This is a genomic window from Sphingomonas sp. RS2018 (assembly GCF_054489605.1).
Genome location: NZ_JBTMWL010000002.1, coordinates 45846 through 62511 on the forward strand (window position 1 = coordinate 45846; position 16666 = coordinate 62511).

13 protein-coding genes are annotated in these 16666 nt (G+C 69.1%); 5 read left to right on the forward strand and 8 right to left on the reverse strand.

What is annotated here, in order from left to right:
- Nucleotides 1–11 precede the first annotated feature (11 nt).
- The 5 genes from ACX40P_RS05290 to ACX40P_RS05310 all read right to left on the reverse strand — a co-directional run bounded on the left by ACX40P_RS05290 (nt 12) and on the right by ACX40P_RS05310 (nt 8076).
- The gene (locus tag ACX40P_RS05290) at nt 12–533 is read right to left on the reverse strand and encodes a hypothetical protein (protein WP_459125286.1); all 522 of its coding nucleotides are present in this window, start codon (nt 531–533) and stop codon (nt 12–14) included.
- Entirely contained in the window at nt 533–5479 is a 4947-nt protein-coding gene (locus ACX40P_RS05295) for a hypothetical protein (protein WP_459125287.1), read from the reverse strand. Before ACX40P_RS05295 ends, ACX40P_RS05290 begins: the two co-directional genes overlap by 1 nt.
- A gap of 70 nt (nt 5480–5549) precedes the next feature.
- Nucleotides 5550–6680 (reverse strand): hypothetical protein, encoded by a 1131-nt coding sequence (locus ACX40P_RS05300; protein ID WP_459125288.1) that lies wholly within the window; start codon nt 6678–6680, stop codon nt 5550–5552.
- Nucleotides 6681–6721: 41 nt separating this feature from the next.
- Nucleotides 6722–7174: a hypothetical protein gene (locus ACX40P_RS05305; RefSeq protein WP_459125289.1), complete on the reverse strand. Its 453-nt coding sequence runs from the start codon at nt 7172–7174 to the stop codon at nt 6722–6724.
- An 11-nt stretch (nt 7175–7185) separates the two neighbouring features.
- The gene (locus tag ACX40P_RS05310) at nt 7186–8076 is read right to left on the reverse strand and encodes a hypothetical protein (protein ID WP_459125290.1); all 891 of its coding nucleotides are present in this window, start codon (nt 8074–8076) and stop codon (nt 7186–7188) included.
- 290 nt (nt 8077–8366) lie between these two features.
- Between ACX40P_RS05310 and gntA the strand changes: the two genes are divergently transcribed.
- Nucleotides 8367–9056: a guanitoxin biosynthesis heme-dependent pre-guanitoxin N-hydroxylase GntA gene (gene gntA, locus ACX40P_RS05315; RefSeq protein ID WP_459125291.1), complete on the forward strand. Its 690-nt coding sequence runs from the start codon at nt 8367–8369 to the stop codon at nt 9054–9056.
- Complete coding sequence (locus ACX40P_RS05320) at nt 9056–9643, forward strand: DUF1989 domain-containing protein (RefSeq protein WP_459125292.1); 588 nt, start codon at nt 9056–9058, stop codon at nt 9641–9643. The genes gntA and ACX40P_RS05320 overlap by 1 nt, the downstream gene beginning before the upstream one ends.
- A gap of 80 nt (nt 9644–9723) precedes the next feature.
- Here ACX40P_RS05320 and ACX40P_RS05325 read toward each other — a convergent pair whose 3' ends face one another.
- Complete coding sequence (locus tag ACX40P_RS05325; protein WP_459125293.1) at nt 9724–11778, reverse strand: NAD(+) synthase; 2055 nt, start codon at nt 11776–11778, stop codon at nt 9724–9726.
- 159 nt (nt 11779–11937) lie between these two features.
- On the opposite strand from ACX40P_RS05325, the gene ACX40P_RS05330 reads away from it, so the two are divergent.
- The 3 genes from ACX40P_RS05330 to ACX40P_RS05340 are packed head-to-tail and all read left to right on the forward strand — an operon-like array spanning nt 11938 to nt 14047.
- A complete protein-coding gene (locus tag ACX40P_RS05330; RefSeq protein ID WP_459125294.1) occupies nt 11938–13329 on the forward strand; it encodes a pectate lyase family protein in 1392 nt (463 codons plus the stop codon).
- Nucleotides 13326–13736 (forward strand): cupin domain-containing protein, encoded by a 411-nt coding sequence (locus ACX40P_RS05335; RefSeq protein WP_459125295.1) that lies wholly within the window; start codon nt 13326–13328, stop codon nt 13734–13736. The genes ACX40P_RS05330 and ACX40P_RS05335 overlap by 4 nt, the downstream gene beginning before the upstream one ends.
- Nucleotides 13733–14047, forward strand: a complete 315-nt coding sequence (locus ACX40P_RS05340; RefSeq protein WP_459125296.1) for a hypothetical protein — start codon at nt 13733–13735, stop codon at nt 14045–14047. The genes ACX40P_RS05335 and ACX40P_RS05340 overlap by 4 nt, the downstream gene beginning before the upstream one ends.
- A gap of 62 nt (nt 14048–14109) precedes the next feature.
- Here the strand turns inward: ACX40P_RS05340 and ACX40P_RS05345 are convergent, their stop codons facing one another.
- Both ACX40P_RS05345 and ACX40P_RS05350 read right to left on the reverse strand, forming a co-directional pair.
- Nucleotides 14110–15687 (reverse strand): carboxylesterase/lipase family protein, encoded by a 1578-nt coding sequence (locus tag ACX40P_RS05345; protein ID WP_459125297.1) that lies wholly within the window; start codon nt 15685–15687, stop codon nt 14110–14112.
- Nucleotides 15650–16657, reverse strand: coding sequence for a sugar kinase (locus tag ACX40P_RS05350; protein ID WP_459125298.1), 1008 nt, complete (start codon nt 16655–16657; stop codon nt 15650–15652). Before ACX40P_RS05350 ends, ACX40P_RS05345 begins: the two co-directional genes overlap by 38 nt.
- Nucleotides 16658–16666 lie beyond the last annotated feature (9 nt).

The window sequence follows — 16666 nt, forward strand, 5'->3', positions numbered from 1 at the left end:
TTCTCCAGAATTCATCGGATCCTCACACGGTATCGCAACTGAAATGAGCCGAGGGTCGCGAAGGTAGAACCAAGCGTGATGCGCATCGCGCGCACGTTGCGGTCGTAGCCTTCTCCGTCGGGGACCGGCTGATAGGCCCAACTGGCACCGTCCCAGAATTCGATGCTGTCGGTGGTCGAGCCCAGGCTGGTGAAGGCATAGGTCACGCCGCCGGCCAGCAGCCCGGTGCCGAGCAGGCTGCCGTCTGCGAATTCGACCGGTCCCTTGCCCAGCGCGACGAGGTCGGCGACGCGCAGGTCCACCGTTGCGGGGAGAGTCTCGACCAGCACGATGTTGCGCACCGGCTTCGTCAGATTGCCGACCGGGTTGGTCGCGAGCGTGCGATAATCGGCGATCGATCCGGGCAGCGAGCGCGGCAGGAGATTGCCGAGCGGATCGGACACCAGCGTCACGCTCTTCGTGATCGTGATCGGGTCTGCGCTGGCCGGGGTCGCGGCCAGCAACGCGATAAGGAGGGCGATGGTCCGACGCATCAGCGACGCGCCCCGAGCGCGGTCTGGTCGAGCTTCAGCCGCATCGTCACGAACGGGCCGCCGCGCGTGTAGCGATCGGCCGCGAAGTCGCGATCGCGATAGCCGGCGATGTTGTAACCGGCGGTAACCCACAGGTTCTTCGCGGGCGACGCGCCGATCGTCGGCCCGCCGCTAAACGCGAAACTGCCGCGCGACCAGGCATGCTGGACGGAACCCTGCACGCCGATATCGAACCGGCGGCCGACATCGCGGCGCAGGTCGAAGCCGAGCACGTCGACATAGCCGGTATAGTCGTCGGCGCCATAGCTGCCCTTCACCCATTTCGCGCCGTAGTAGAGCGTCGCCTCGGCGCCGTGGCCCAGCCCCTCCGGCCCCGAGCGATAGTTGAGCGCGAGATTGTTGATCGCGCGCAGCGTCGACTGGAAGCTGTCGCCGAACGCCGGCACGCCCAGCACATTGCGCCCGTCAAAGCCGGCGTCGGCACGCTCGCTGCGCAGTTCGAAGCGCTGCAGCACCGACCAGCGGCTGTCGAGCGGGCGCCATGCGAGCGACAGGTCGACAACCGCGAAGGAGGCGACCGCGCCCGATCCCTGCGTCACCCGCGACCAGCGCAACTGCGAGGCGAGGGTGCGGCCTTCGCCGAGCACGCGCAGCAGCGAGGTCGTCAGGTTGAAGCGATCGTCGAGATCGCCCGCGCGATATTCCGCGCGGCCGTTCCACGACCAGCGGTCGCCACGCCATGCAGCGCCGAGTGTGACCGCGGCATAGTCGCCGCCGGCGGTGTCGAGCGAGGGCGTGCCGCCCGACGACGCCGACTGGAACGGCGTAACGACGGCGCCGGTCGGGATGCTCCCACGCACCGTGTTGCTGGCGTCGAGCGTAGCGTCGATCGTCCAGCGGCGGCCGAGCGACAGCGACTGGGTCAGGCCATATTGCGCGAAGAGGCGCTGGCCGTCCTCGCCGCGGGCCTGCTGATTGATCGTGCTGGCGAAGTTGGCACCGGTCCATGGCGCGACGTCGAAGCCGACCTGCGCGGTGTGGATGGTGAAATCCTTGCCCTGCGCTATCTCATAGCCGCCGATCAGGCGGACGGCGGGGGTGAGGCGATAGGCGGCGGTCAGCTGGTGACGGACCGGGAAGTCGAGGCTGGCGCGGTCGCCGCCGGGGGCGACCTGCGTCTGCCCGCCCAGCGTCAGCTTGCCGCCCAGCAGCGCCTGCGTGCCGCCCAGCGTGAGCAGGCGGGAGTCGTGGTTCCGACCGTCGATGCCGCGGTCCATCGCCAGCTGGCCACCGACATAGACCGTGCCCTTCGCCCGCTGCATTTCCAGCCGCACGTCGGCGACGGTGCGCGATCCGGGGCCGTCGAGCTGCTGCTGGTGCCACGCGGTGCCCGCCAGCGACAGGCGGGTGCCCAGACGCAGGCGACCGTCGAAGCCCAGGCGGCGGCTGCCGGCCTCCACCATGTTCTGCTGGCCGATGCCGAAATCGAGATCCTGTTCGCGGGCATAGGCGAGCAGGTCGAGCGCGGTGCCGTGATGCTCGCCCTCGATCAGCCAGGCCTGACCCGCGTCGATGCCGCCACGCCCGCCGGTCGCGGCCTCCGCGCGGACTTCGGTTGTACGGCTGAGCCGTGCGGTGAGATCGGCGGCGAGGACGTTGGCTTTCGAGAACGTCTCGTCATGCAGGGCGGTGGCGCCGAATTCGACACGGCCGTCAGTCGAGCGGATCGCGGCGCGGCCGCCGGCGACGAGGCGGTTGTTGCGGCCGTAGCTTTCGTATTCCGCGACGATGAAGACCGGATTGCGGTCCGCATCGCGGGTCAGCACCGGCGCGCGGAAGCGCAGCGTGCCCATCGCCGGATCGATGTCGTAATCGATATGGCGGGTCATCTGGACGACCGACAGGATGCGTTCGGGGCGGAGGCGATCGCGCGTTTCCACGCGCAGCTTGTCGCTGTTCGGAACGATATCGCGTCGCGAGAGCCGATAGGGGCCGGACAGCCCGTTCCCGGGGATGTCGTCGCGTGCGTAGAGCCCGTCGGTCTTCGCGGCGAAGGCCGACACGTTCGCGCGGCGACCGTCATAGGCGAGCTTTACGCCGTTCAGCGTGCGGTTGTAACGGCCGAGGTGGGTGCGGGTCAGACCGGTCTCGAAATCGCCGAACAGCGCGTAGAAGGCACGGGATTCGAGGCGCAGGTACAGGCGGCGCTCGGTCGGCGCGTCATAGCCCTGACGCGTGGCATCACCGTAGACGGTGTAGTAGCGATCGGGATCGATGGTGCCGAGCAGGCCGCGGTCACGGTCGCGTGGACGGTCGCTGTCATAGGCGATGGTCGCGAGCCAGCTGCCCTTGATCCGGCCCTTCGCATAGAGCGCGAGCTGGCCGTCGGCGAGCAGGCGCCCGCGCTGTCCGCGCGGCAGGGCGCGATCGTGGCGGTCGAGTGTGCGATAGCCGGCGGTGCCGCTGCCAAAACCGACGACGACCCAGTCGCGCGCGGAAGCCGTCAGCCACGTGCGCAGTTCGCGGCTGTGGACCGCCTTGTCGTCGGTCAGCGTCGCGACGATGCGCACCGCGCCCGCCTGCGTCGTCGGTTCGAGCGCGACGAAGGCGAGGCCGTCGTCGCCGACGACACGCGCGACGGTGACGGCCGCAGCCGGCCCCTGCGCCTGCGCCAGCGCGCGATCGACGGCGGCGAGATAGGGTAGGTCGACGCGGAAGGGCAGCATGGTGCCGGCCCGCACCGGACGCCCGGCGCGATCGGTGACGCGCACCGCGACGAGCGGACGGGTGACGCCATCGGCGACCAGCCGGCTGGTCGCCGGCACGACCGCGGCGTCGGCGGCGACGCCGGAGGAATGGACGATGCGATCGATCGTGGTGACGGTGGCGCCGCCTTCATCGAGCACGCGCGCCGATAGGCGGTTGTCGCCCTCGACCAACGGCAATCCCGCCCACCGCGAGATCGCGACGTCGCCCGTCGTGTCGGTGGCGTCGAAGGCGAGCGGGTCGATTGGTTGGCCGTTCAGCGTTAGCGCCACGCGCTGCGTCGGCAGATGCTTCACGACGACGCGCAGCGCGGTCGAGCGGGGGTTGTGGTCCGCCAGCGGGAACAGCATCGCGACACCGGGAGTCTGGCCCGCCATCCAGTCGCGGTTGCCGGCGGCGATCGAGTCGCCCTCGATTCTGACCGGCAGCGTGTCGGCGGCGGCCTTCGCGCCGGTCGGGCGGAGCTGGAAATCGACGCGCTGCATCAGGCCGCCGTCGCTTTCGACGAAGCGCGAGATCGCGCTGCCGGCCTGACGCGTGTCGATATCGCAGGCGACCGGCGCGTGGCTGGCGGGCAGCGTGCCGGCGTCGATCTGCACGACGTGACGGCCGGGTCGGACGCTCTCGAAATGGTAGAGGCCGTCGGCGTCGGTGACGACGAAGCTGCCGTCCTGCATCAGCAGGCGGATGCCGGGAACGCCGCGACGCTTGTCGACTGGGTCGCCGCACGCACCCTCGGTCACGCGGCCGATGACGGTGAAGCCGTCGGTGAAGAGCAACGGGCGGATGCGGACGGCGGCAGCGGCCTCGTTCGCGGTGATACCGGCGCCGGTCGCGGTCGCGCGGTTGACCGCCTCTCCGACTTTCGCGCCGGGCGCCACCGAGACGACGTAGCGAATCTCCACGCTCGTGCGTGGTGCGATCGCGGGCACGGCGAAATCGAGATGGCGCCCGTCGTCCGAGACGGACGGCGCGTCCGCACCGCGCTGGGACCCGCGTTCGTAGCGCAGGCCGTCGGGCAGCGTATCGGCGAGCCGGGCCCCGGACACGGCGACATCGCCGCGATTGGCGAGCGTCACGCGATACTGGATGAAATCGCCCGGCGATGCTTCCCGCACCGATGCCGTCTTCGTCACCAGCAGCGCGTCGTCGCCATCGCGGTCGAGCGGGATGTCGGAATAGAAGGGTTCGGGTGTGGAGAGGGTGAAGATGCCGCCTGTGGAGGCGGCGTTGAGCATGTAGGGCCGTCCCGCCGGATCGCGCACCGCCGCCAGTTCCGCCGCGCTGCGCGTCGATGGCGCGGTGTAGTTGGCCGGCGCCGTGACGTGCAGATGATAGCTGCCGGGCAGGGTGCGGGGAAATCGGTAGTTTCCAGGCGCGAAATCGTAGAGCCGGCCGCTGGCATCGCGCGCCTCGGCCCCGCTGACGACCGTCGAGGGATAGCGGCTCATGCCGTCGTCGCCGAACACGATGGCGGGCTGCTCGTTTTCATCCGTCAGCGTGACGATCGCGCCGTCGATCAGCGCGCCGGTGCGCGAATCGAAGACGAATCCGGCAGGGTCGATCAGCTGCGTGGTGTTCGAGGCGAAGCTGAATTCGTCCTCCGTGAAACTGACATGCACCTGTGCGCCGCGGTCGAGGCGGGGGTCGCAGGGGGCGTTGGCGGGCGTGGTGCCGGGCGGGGCGATGCCGCCGGCGAAGACGCCGGTGTCCGCCGCGGTCTCGAGCAGCGGCAGCATCAGGTGCAGCCGGCCGCTGTCGACGCTGACCCAGGATGTCTCGCGCACCGCGGGATCGCGGTTGCCGCCCTGGTTTTCGAGGACGAGAAGAAAGGGTTGGCGCGAATCCACGGATTCGAGCGGCGCGGACGCCGCCAGCGCGTCACGGTCGATCGGCGCCGGCGTGAAGCGCAGCGCAGGACTCGTCTCGCAGCGCGAGCCGCTCATCACATAGTCGATCGGCGGCAGGCGGAAGCTGATCTTCGTCGGCGTCTTCGCGATTGCGGGATCGAGCGTGACCGTGTTCGACAGGACGGTGCGCGGGCCGGCGGGGCCCGTCCAGCTCAGCTGCGCCGTATTGCTGATGCGCGCGCCGATCTGCGCCGGCGCGGATGCGACGGACGCCAGCCCGACGAGGGCTGCCGCTAAAGCGAGGACGGGGCGGGCGCGGGCGCTGGGCATGACCGGTCGTTTTCCGGCGCGCGGGGGGACGCGCGCGCCGGAAGCCTGTTCTCCGTAACTGTGGGTGGGATCAGTCGATCTTGACCTTGAACGACGCGGCGACCGCCGTGCCGCCGGGTACGATCGCGATCTTTGCCGCCACCGTCTTCGTGCCGGAATCATAAGACGCGGTCAGGCCATCGGTCTCGCCCGTATCGGCATCGTCGTCGTCCTCGGTCGAGCCGAGCAAAACGCAGGCGACGCCCGGCACCCCCGGCACGCCCATCGACAGCGATCCGGGCACGTATGTCGTGTGCGCGGGGACGATGTCGCTCAGTACGATGTCGTTCGCGGGCGTGAGCAGCGTCGCGTTGCTGACGGTCAGGCAATATTCGACAGTAGCGCCGGGGATTGACTTGAAATTCGCGAGATTGACGCCGTCCGCGATGATCCGCGCGGACTTGGCGACGGTCAGCGCGACGTTGCGCGTGCCGACCTCGTAGCCCGAATAGGCGCGGCCCTGGCCGTTGCGGGCGATGTCGCCGAGGTAGAGCAGACCGTCGCTGTCGTCGTCGGCGAAGACCACGTCGACCGTCATGTCGGCGTTGGCGAGGTTCAGATCGGTCGAGACGAGCGCATTGCCCTTCACGGTCGAAGCGCCGCCCGCGGCCACCGTCACGTGGAGCGAGTCCCAGGCGATCGCGGTGCTGGCCGCCGTGGGAATGTTACCGACGATGAAGACCACGACCGAGGCATCGGGCGCGAGCTCGTCGATGTAGGTCGCGGTGTCGATCGTCGGTTCGTAGATGCCGTTGCCGTTGGCATCGACGTAAGCTTTCATGCCCGTGATATCGAAATTGTCGGTGCCGGGCAGGATGCCGAGCGAGATCGTGCTCTGATCGGGATCGAGCAGGAAATCCTGGACGTCGTTGGTCAGGTTCGTCACCTTGAACTTCGTCACCGCATTCTGCTGGCCCAGATTGACCTGGGTATAGCCGCTCTGATCGGTCACGACGGTGAAGTTCACCTTGCGATCGACAACGAAGCTGGCCGTCGTCGAATTCGTCGTCTGCGGCGTGCCGTTGACGGTGTAGCTGACCTGCGCGGTGTTGTTCACCGTGGTGCCGGCGGTGGTCTGCGCGGTCTGCGCCTGCGCCGCCCCGGCAAGGGCGACGGTGGCGGTCCCGGCGAGCAGGACGGCCGAAGCCTTCTTCACGAACATTGTGGTCTTTCCCCTGGCTGATTGGTGTGTGGCGGTCGGCGTCATTTCAGGACGGCCTGGAAGGCGAGGCGCCCTTGCGCGCCCGGTGCGAGCGGACGGGCGAGCCGCCAGCGGACGTGGGTGACGTCGTCGCCGGTTGCGGCGCGGTCTCCGCTGCGCAGCGCGGCGAGGGCGGCGAAGCTGCGGCCGTCGACCGACACTTCGGGCTCGGCGGTGCCGGCGGCGGGGGCGCGGTAGGCGATGCCGGCGGGCAGCGGATTGACGATCGCGAGGTTCGACAGCGGCTGCGTGCCGGTGTTGCGATAGGCGACGACGAACACGACGCGGTCGCCCGGCACGACGCGGGCGGCGGGTGCCAGCGTGACGCGGGTCGTGCCGTCGGGCGCGCGGCTCCGCTGTTCGACCATCACGCTGGAGGTGACGTCGAGCGGCCCCGACGCGGCGGCGAGCGGCTCGGCGGTCAGCAGCAGCAGGAGGGGGAGCGATCGGATCATGCGGCGGTCCTTCAGTTGATCGTCGTCTGGAAACGGATGGTGCGGATGGCGCCGGCAGTGGCGATGTCGCCGAGCGCGACGCGCACGGTGCGGCCGTCGAAGCCGCCATCGTCGCCATCATCGGCATCGGTGAGGGGTGCGCCGTCGAGCGTGATGCTGCCGGGCACGAAGCGGGTGCCGGCGGGCACGTCGTCGGTGAGGACAGCTGCGGGGGCGGCGGCGGTGAAGCGCGCCTCCAGCTGGTAGGTCACGATCGCGCCGCGAACCGCGCGGGCCGAGCCATCGGGCGCGCGCACCGCCTGCGACTTGACCAGCGACGGCGCGGCCGGATCGGTCGCGACGACATCGGCCTGCGCGGTCGCCGCAGCGCCGGTCTGACCGACGACGGCGTCGATACCGCCCGGCGCCGATGCGGGCACGACCGTGCCGGGCGCGCCATGGCCGGTGGTCGCGGTGGCGCTGGCCGACACGCGGGCGACGCCGGTGACGGGGCCGGGGAGGATCGCGAAGACGGTGCCGCTCTCGCCCGCCGCCAGCGTGATGTCGGTGGCGCGGTCCTTCGCGGGATCATAGGCGCCGTCGCCGTCCGCATCGGCAACGATCGTGATCGCGGCGCCGGCGTCCGCGTCCAGGGTGAAGCGCTCGGTGCCGTTGCCAAGGTTGGTCACGACGAAGACGACCGGGATACTTGTCGCGGCGCCGTCGACCGTGACCTGCGACACGCGCGGTACGATGCTGACATCCAGTACGGCATCGACGCGGAGTGCGACGCTGTTGCTGGTGATCGCAGTGCGGGCGTCGGCCGGGCCGAAGGTGAGCCCGGCGACGTTGACGATCGACGTGCCGGCTGGCGTGACGTCGGCCGCCGCCGGCATCGCTGCCGTACAGCACAGCGCGGCCATCGTGGCGTACCACGACTTGCCGTCCGTCCGTCGTCCCTTGCCACACCTTCGTAACACGTCGTCGATCCTGCCAAATGTGCGGGGTCGACCGAGCGGCGGACGGGGTTAAGCCGGTCTTACTTCCGGCTATGGCGGTGGCTGGACTTCGACCAATGTCGAACGCTGGCTTGCTACTCTTTCGATGCGGACGGACATTTGGGCGCGTTGATTTTTATCGCAAGGATATCCGAAGTTTGGCGGAACCGGTGCTGGTGGATGCCGGTTGTACGGCGATGCTGAAAACGCGATCGATGTTTGATTGGGCGGGCACTGCCGCGCCCGACCTTTCAGAAGGGTTGCGCGCGCACATCGCCGATGTCGGGTTCCCGTGCGTCGGCGCGAAGGCGGCGATGGCCCGCGATACGCTGGAGGTGCTGACCGCCCGCAGCATCGCCAGCGCGTGGGACGATGTGCGCATCCACGATCGGCTGCTCCACTTCGCCGGCGAGTATCGCGCCGAGCCGACGCTGTTCCGCAGCCTGGTGGTGGTCTTCGGCGGGCCGGTCGATCTGGGTGAGGCAGCGTTCGAGGAGCATCTGTGGACACGCGTCCAGTCGCTGTCGGACAAGGATGTCTGGCGCGGGCAGGATTATGACCCGCGCGTCGCGACCGATCCGGACGATCCCCACTTCTCACTGTCGTTCGGCGGGGAAGCGTTTTTCGTCGTCGGGCTGCACCCGGCAGCGAGCCGTCCGGCGCGGCGCTTCGCCTATCCGACGATGGTGTTCAACCTGCACGACCAGTTCACGACGCTGCGCGCGCAGGGCAAGTACGAGGGCATGCGCGAGAAGATCATGGTGCGCGACGAGGCGATCGCCGGCACGCGCAACCCGATGCTCGCGCGTCACGGCGAGACGAGCGAGGCGCGGCAATATTCGGGCCGCGTCGTCGACGACGGCTGGCGCTGCCCGTTCAGCTACAGCGGATCGGCCGACAGCTGATGGGCGATGTGCGGGAAATTCCGGAGCGCAGCGGCGTCGCGTTCCGGCTGGCGAAAGGTCAGCGGTTGACCGTCATCGACCCGCGCGGGGTGCAGGTGGCCGACCTGCTGACCTACAACGCGGACGATATCGACGAGGTGCTGTCGTCGGGCCGGACGCTTGATTATGCCGAGCGAATCTATCTGTCGAAGGGCGACAAGCTCTATTCCAACCGCTCACGGCCCATGCTGGAGATCGTCGAGGACAGCGTCGGGCGGCACGACTTCCTGCTGACGCCGTGTTCGGTCGATACGTTCGACTTCTTCTATCCCGATTTGCCCAGGCACCGCGGGTGTTTCGGCAATCTGGCGGCGGCGCTGGAACCGTTCGGGATCGGGCCGGATCGGATTCCGACCGCATTCAATTGCTTCATGAACGTCCCGATCGATCCGGTGACGGGCAATATCTCGGTCCTGCCGCCGATCAGCGTGGCGGGGGACCACATCGACTTCGTCGCGGCGATGGATCTGATCGTCGGGCTGACGGCGTGCTCGGCACCGGCGTCGAATGGTGGGAGTTTCAAGCCGATCCATTATCGGATCGACTAATTCTTTTCCGTTCGTGCTGAGCGTAGTCGAAGCACCTTCCGGAGTGCGGGCCTTCGACTTCGCTCAGCACGAACGGGGGTCTACATCGGTGGCAGCTTCGCCCGCAGTTCCTCGATCCACACCCGCGCCGTTCCATCGGACGGCGCGCGCCAGTCGCCTCTCGGCGACAGCGCCCCGCCGGCCGACACCTTCGGGCCGTTGGGCAGCGCCGAGCGCTTGAACTGGCTAGTCTGGAAGAAGCGCGTCAGGAATGCCTCGAGCCAGCGGACGATCGTCGGCAGGTCGTAGGCGTTGCGGGCGTCCGCCGCGATACCGTCCGGCCAGGGCCCGACCGCCGCGTCGCGCCAGGCGTGCCAGGCGAGGAAGGCGACCTTCGACGGCGGCAGGCCGTGGCGGATGATGTAGTGGGCGAAGAAATCGTGAAGCTCGTACGGACCGATGCGGCCTTGCGTACTCTGCTTCGCGCCGTCCGCGCCGGCGGGGACAAGCTCGGGCGAGATTTCGGTGTCGACGATCGCCTGCAAGACAGCGTCCGTCGCGGCGTCGAACTGGCCGCTGGCGATCGCCCAGCGGATCAAAAACTGGATCAGTGTCTTGGGCACGCCGGCGTTGACGCCGTAATGGCTCATCTGGTCGCCCACGCCATAGGTGCACCAGCCGAGCGCCAGTTCCGACAAATCGCCGGTGCCGAGCACCATGCCGCCGTGATGGTTGGCGAGGCGGAAGAGATAGTCGGTGCGCAGGCCGGCCTGCACATTCTCGAACGTCACGTCATACTGCGCTTCGCCGTCGGCATAGGGGTGGCCGATGTCGCCGAGCATCTGGCGCGCGGCGGGGCGGATGTCGATCTCCGCGCCGGTCACGCCCAGCGCGTTCATCAGTGTCCAGGCGTTCGCCTTCGTATCGTCGCCGGTCGCGAAGCCGGGCAGGGTGTAGCCGAGGATCTCCGAGCGCGGACGGCCCATGCGGTCGAACGCCTTGGCCGCGACGATCAGCGCGTGGGTGGAGTCGAGCCCGCCTGAGACGCCGATCACCAGCCGCTTCGATCCCGTCGCCTCCAGCCGCTTGCGCAGACCCTCGACCTGGATGTTGAACGCCTCGTAACAATCCTCGTCGCGCTTCGCCGGCGTGTTGGGCACAAACGGGAAGCGGCGGATCGCGCGGACTAGGCCGCGGTCGTCGAAGGCGGGGGCGTGGGTGAAGCCGATGCGGCGGAAGCGCGTTTCGGGATGGCCCAGCGCGGCGGCGGTGTCGTTGAACGTGCCGGTGCGCAGCCGCTCCAGCCGCAGCCGTTCGACATCGACGTCGGCGACGACGATCTCGGTCGCGAGGTCGAAGCGCTCGCTTTCGGCCAGCAACTCGCCCAGTTCGTGGATCATGCCTTGCCCGTCCCAGGCGAGGTCGGTGGTGCTCTCGCCCGGCCCGGTCGCCGAATAGACATAGGCGGCGATGGCGCGCGCCGACTGTGACGCCGCGAGCAGCGCGCGTTCGCGCGCCTTGCCGATGACGATGTTGCTCGCGGACAGATTGGCGAGGATCGTTGCGCCGGCCAGCGCACCCATCGTCGAGGGGGGCAGCGGCGCCCAGAAATCCTCGCACACCTCGGCATGGACGACGAAGCCGGGCAGGTCCTGCGCCGCGAAGATCAGGTCAGTGCCGAAGGGTATGCTCTCGCCACCCAACTCCATGTCGAGGCCGGTCAGTCCGACGCCGGGCGCGAACCAGCGCTTCTCGTAATATTCGCGGTAGTTGGGCAGGTAGCTCTTGGGTACGACGCCCAGCACGCGTCCGCGCGCGATCGCGACGGCGCAACTGTAGAGCCGCCCGTTGCGCTCCAGCGCGGCGCCGACCAGCAGCAGGGGCTTGAGGTCGGTCGAGGCCTGGCGCACCGCCTCCACCGCCGCCGCCGACGCGGCGATCTGCGCACCCTGCAGATGCAGGTCGTCGATGGCGTAGGAGGTCAGATTGAGTTCGGGAAACACCAGCAGGTCGCACCCGCGCGCATCGCCTTCGCGGGCCAGCGCGATCGTCGCCTCGGCATTGGCGGGCGCGTCGCCCACCGTCGCGCGCGGCGTACAGGCGCCGACCCGGATCAGGCCGTGCGCGTGGATCGAATGGAATGGGTGGTCGCTCAACGATACCGCCTGAAATGGTCCGGCCGGGGTGTGGACCGTTCGGGAACGGCTGTCCATATTGGTCGACGGACCGGCGGTCTTGTCATTTCGGGAAACCGGTGTCAGTCACGGACGAAAGGTGCATCCGGCAATGGTCGGAGCGGCCGATGGGAGAGTGCAATGCGGACGGCGACGATCACGGGAATCCTAGGTGCCCTTGCCGCGATGGCAGCACCGGGCGCTGCGCTGGCGCAAGGCGCCGCGAACGACGGCGGGCGCGTCGCCTTTCCCGGCGCGGTTGGGCCGGCGGCGAAGACGCCCGGCGGGCGCGGGGGGCGCATCATCCGGGTCACCAACCTGAACGGCGATGGCCCGGGCAGCCTGAAGGCGGCGCTGGACGCGAAGGGGCCGCGCATCGTCGTGTTCGAGGTCGGTGGCGTGATCGACATGGGGCTGAAGAGCTGGGAGCTGAAGGAGCCGTTCGTCACCATCGCCGGCCAGACCGCGCCGTCGCCCGGCATCACGCTGATCCGCGGCGGGATCGACGTGAAGACGCACGATGTGGTGATGCGCCACATCCGCGTGCGCACCGGCGCGAGCGGGCAGGCGAAGCGCTCTGGGTGGGAGGCGGACGCCTTTTCCACGATCGGCGCGTACAACGTGATCGTCGATCACTGCACCTTCAGCTGGGCGGTGGACGAGAACATGTCGGCGAGCGGCCCGCGCTTCACCGGCAAGACGCTGGCGGAGTGGCGTCAGGGGACCAGCCACGACATCACCTTCCAGTACAACGCCGCGTACGAAGGGCTGGCCGACAGTTCGCACCCCAAGGGCGAGCATTCGAAGGGGTCGCTGATTCACGACAATGCGACCGGCATCACCATCTGGCGCAACCTCTATGCCCACAATGTCGAGCGCAACGCGCTGTTCAAGGGCGGGGCGCAGGGGGTGTTCGTCAACAACCTGATCTACGATCCCGGCAAGCGCGCGCTGCACTATAACCTGATGGCGCTCGAATGGGCGGGCTACCCCTATGTGACGGGGGAGATCAGCGCGGTCGGCAACGTGCTGCGCGGCGGGCCATCGACCGTCGAGCGGATGCCGTTCCTGTCGTTGGGCGGAGACGGCGACCTGCGCTTCTACGGCAAGGACAATATCGCCGTGGACCGCGAGGGCGCGCCACTGCCGATGTTCGGCCGCTATGGCGAGACGCGCGCGAAGCTGGTCGAGGTGGCGAAGCCGGTGGTGTGGGTGCCGAACCTGCCCGTGCTGGCGGCGCGGGATGTCGAGACGCATGTGCTGGCCAACGCCGGCGCGCGGCCGTGGGACCGCGACGCCGACGATATCCGCGTGTTCTTCTTCGTGGCCGAAGGGCGCGGCGCGATCATCGACGACGAGAAGGACGTGAGCGCGTATCCGGCGTTCAAACCCACGGCGGCGAAGTTCGTCGAGGCCGACTGGAACCTCGACACGATGGAGCCGAAGTCGGGCCGCTATCCGGGCCAGACCGGACCGGGACCGCAGGAGCATCTGAGCGGGCGCGACGCGGCGATGCGGGCGGGGGGCAAATGATCGCGTTCGCGCTGCTGGCCGTGCAGGTGGTGGCGCCGCCCACACCCGCGATGGTGATCGTCGACGAGCGCGAGACGATGGTGCGCGAGGCGCCGCCGCATGGCCGTATCGGGATGAGCACGGCCTATCGCATCACCGATCGCGTACCCGGCCGCGCGATGGAGTTCCGCCGCCGCGTGCTCGACAAGGGCGCGGCGATCGGCCTGCACCCACTCGCCCACGACGAGGTCTATTACGTCGTGAGCGGTGAAGGCGACGTGACCAGCGACGGAGTCACCCGCCGCATCGGCGCCGGCGCGACCGCCTATCTGTTCGACGGCGCGACCGTGGGCATCCGGCAGATCGGCGAGGCGCCGCTGTCGCTCGTCATCGCCTATCCGCTGAAAGCGCGCACGGGCGGGAAGTGAGCGAGCCGCCGAAGACGCCGGACGGCCGCTATATCGTCGTCGACGGCGTGCTGTGGCGCGCCACGCGGCCGGACTTGACTGAGGACGATCGCGAGCGGCTGGTGAAGGCGCTGATGGCGGCGCGCCGCGCGGTCGGGCAGGCGAAGGACGAAACGTCGGAGAAGGCGGCGCGGGCTGAGGTCGATGCGGCCAAGGTGGCACTCGGCGAGCGCGGGCCGGTGTGGTGGAACGACGGCGCGCCCGATTTTAACCGGCGCAAGGTCGGGAATACGCCCTATGCGGAATGGTGGGCGGGGCGGGTTTCAGAGTGATCCCTACCCACCGTTCGTTCTAAGCCCTTCGACGTCGCTCAGGGCGAACGGAGCGGAGGGGTTTAGCTGCCAGGCTGAATGTACGGCGCGCGGGCGAAGAGTTCGCGTTGCCAGCGGCGTGGGTCGTTCTCGACGCGCGAACGGGCGTCGAAGATCATCGTCGAGCGGCGCGTGAGGTCATAGCGCGGCCAGGGGAGCGTGCCGGTCTTCGCGAAAGTGACGAAGGCCTGCTGCATGGCGGCGCTGGCCGCGCGGGCGTCGGCGGCGGTGCCGGTCTGCGATCCCTTCGCGTCCAGCGTGCCGAAGACGAGTGGGATATCCATCGTGTGGAAGGCGCCGCGGCGGGGATCGGTGCGGCTGCCGAAATCGACCTGATAGACCCAGGCCGGGACCCCCGCCTTCGCGCGCGCCTCCGCCTCGATCACCTGTCCGGGCCAGCTGCGGCCAGCGGTGGTGGCGTCGTACATCACCTGATCTGGCGACCAGTTCGGGAAGCGCCGACGATACTCTGCGACGATCCATTCGGGCGGCAGGTCGATGCGCAGTTCGGACGTCATGCGATCCGCCAGATTGTCCCACGTCAGCCCGCGCATCTTCGGCCCATCGGGGTCGATGAACGCGCCGGTTTCCTGGCGCGTGTTGCCGAGCAGCATCGGGATGGTGTTGCCGAGCGGGTTTGCATCCGGCCAGAACGGGTGGCGCGTGAGCCAGCGCATGTCGAGCACCGGCCCCATGTAGACGCCGCCGCCCAGCACCGAATCGACCGCCGACAGCCCCTCGATCAGGCGTTCGACGGGGAGGGTGAGCAGCGGGGAGAGGTCGTCCTCCTTCACGCCCAGCTTCGCGAGATAGGCGCGGGCGCGCAGCGTGGCGTTGAGTGGACCCGATGCGGTCACCTGCTGCCCGCTCATCGTCGCGGCGCGGTGGAACAGGCCCTTGGCCGCGGGCATGCCCATCAGCGTGGCGATCTTGGCGCCGCCGCCCGACTGGCCGAAGACCATGACGCGCGATGGGTCGCCGCCGAAGCTCGCGATATTGTCGCGCACCCATTGCAGCGCGAGGATCAGGTCGAGCTGTCCCAGATTGCCGCTGTCGGGAAAGCGGGGATCGAGACGGGCAAGATAGAGATAGCCGAGCGCGTTGAGCCGGTGGTTCACCGTCACGACGACGACATCGCCGGTCGCGGCGAGCGGATGGCCGTCCAGCAGGGGATCGGCTGCGCTGCCGTTCGAATAGGCGCCGCCGTGAATGTAGACCATCACCGGCAGTTTCGCAGCGGGCTTGCGCGGCGCCGATGTCCAGACGTTGAGGAACAGGCAGTCCTCGGATGTCGGAGCGATGCCGCTCTTCTGCGGGCAGGAGGGGGCATAGGCGAACGCCGTGGTCACCGTGCGCGACGTGGGCTCTGGCACGGGTGCGCGGAACCGCTCGGCGCGACCGTAGCGAATGCCCTTGAAGGCGGCGATGCCCCGATCGGTGAGCCCCGCCCACTGGCCGCCCGGCCCCTGCACGACGGTATTGGCGGGCAGGGCGTCGGCCCGCGCAACTCCGCTGGCTGCCAGTGCGAGCGTCGCCGCGCCGCCCGCGATCACCGTGCGGCGATCAGCGCCGGACGTCGAACCCGCCTTCAAAGAAGCCATCGATATCCCCTTGCCCGAACAGGCTGGCGTCGCCCGGCAACGAATGCTTGAGCGCGGTGAGCGCGAGGCCGGTACGCGCGACGTCCTCCAGCGACAGGCCGGTGCGCAGCCCGTGCAGGATGCCGCTGGCGAAGGCGTCGCCCGCGCCGATGCGATCGACGATGCCGGTGATGAGCGCCTCTTCCGTCTGGAACCCGCGCTCGCGCGTGTCGACGCGCGCCGACACGCGGTTGCGGTCGGCATCATCGGCGTGGCGCGCGGTGGAGGCGATGAACTGGAGCTTGGGGAAGGCGGCGAACGCGGCCAGCGCCGCTTCGCGACGGCGTTCCGACCCGTCGCCGGGGAAATCCTTGCCGAGCAACAGCGAGACGTCGCGGTGGTTGCCGAACAGCACGTCGGCATGGCCGATCAGCGTCGTCAGTGTGGTGCGCGGATCGCTGTCCCACGCCTCCCACAGGCGCGCGCGATAGTTGCCGTCGAAGGAGACGGGGACGCCCGCTCGCGTCGCCGCTTCGGCCGCGGCGATGGCGGCCTTTGTCCCGTCCGGTCCAAGCGCCGGGGTGATGCCCGACAGGTGCAGCCGGTCGGCGCCGGCGAGCAGCGCGTCCCAGTCCCATGTGTCGGCAGGCGCCGTTGCGAACGATGACTGCGCGCGGTCGTACAGCACGTCGGTCGGGCGGAAACCCGCACCGCTGGTGACGAAGTAGAAGCCCATGCGGCCGGGCGTGCGCGCGATGCCGCGCGTGTCGATGCCGTGGCCGCGCAGCGTCGCCACCGCCCCTTCGCCCAGCGCATTGGCGGGCACGGCGCTGGCGAAGGCGACGTCGTGGCCGAGCCGCGCGAGCTGTGTCGCGACGTTCGCTTCGGCACCCGCCACCCAGATGTCGAGCTTGGGCGTCTGGAGCAGCAACTCGCGCCCCGGCGGCGACATCCGCAGCATGATCTCTCCGAAAGCTACGAAACGACCCATCCTCAACCC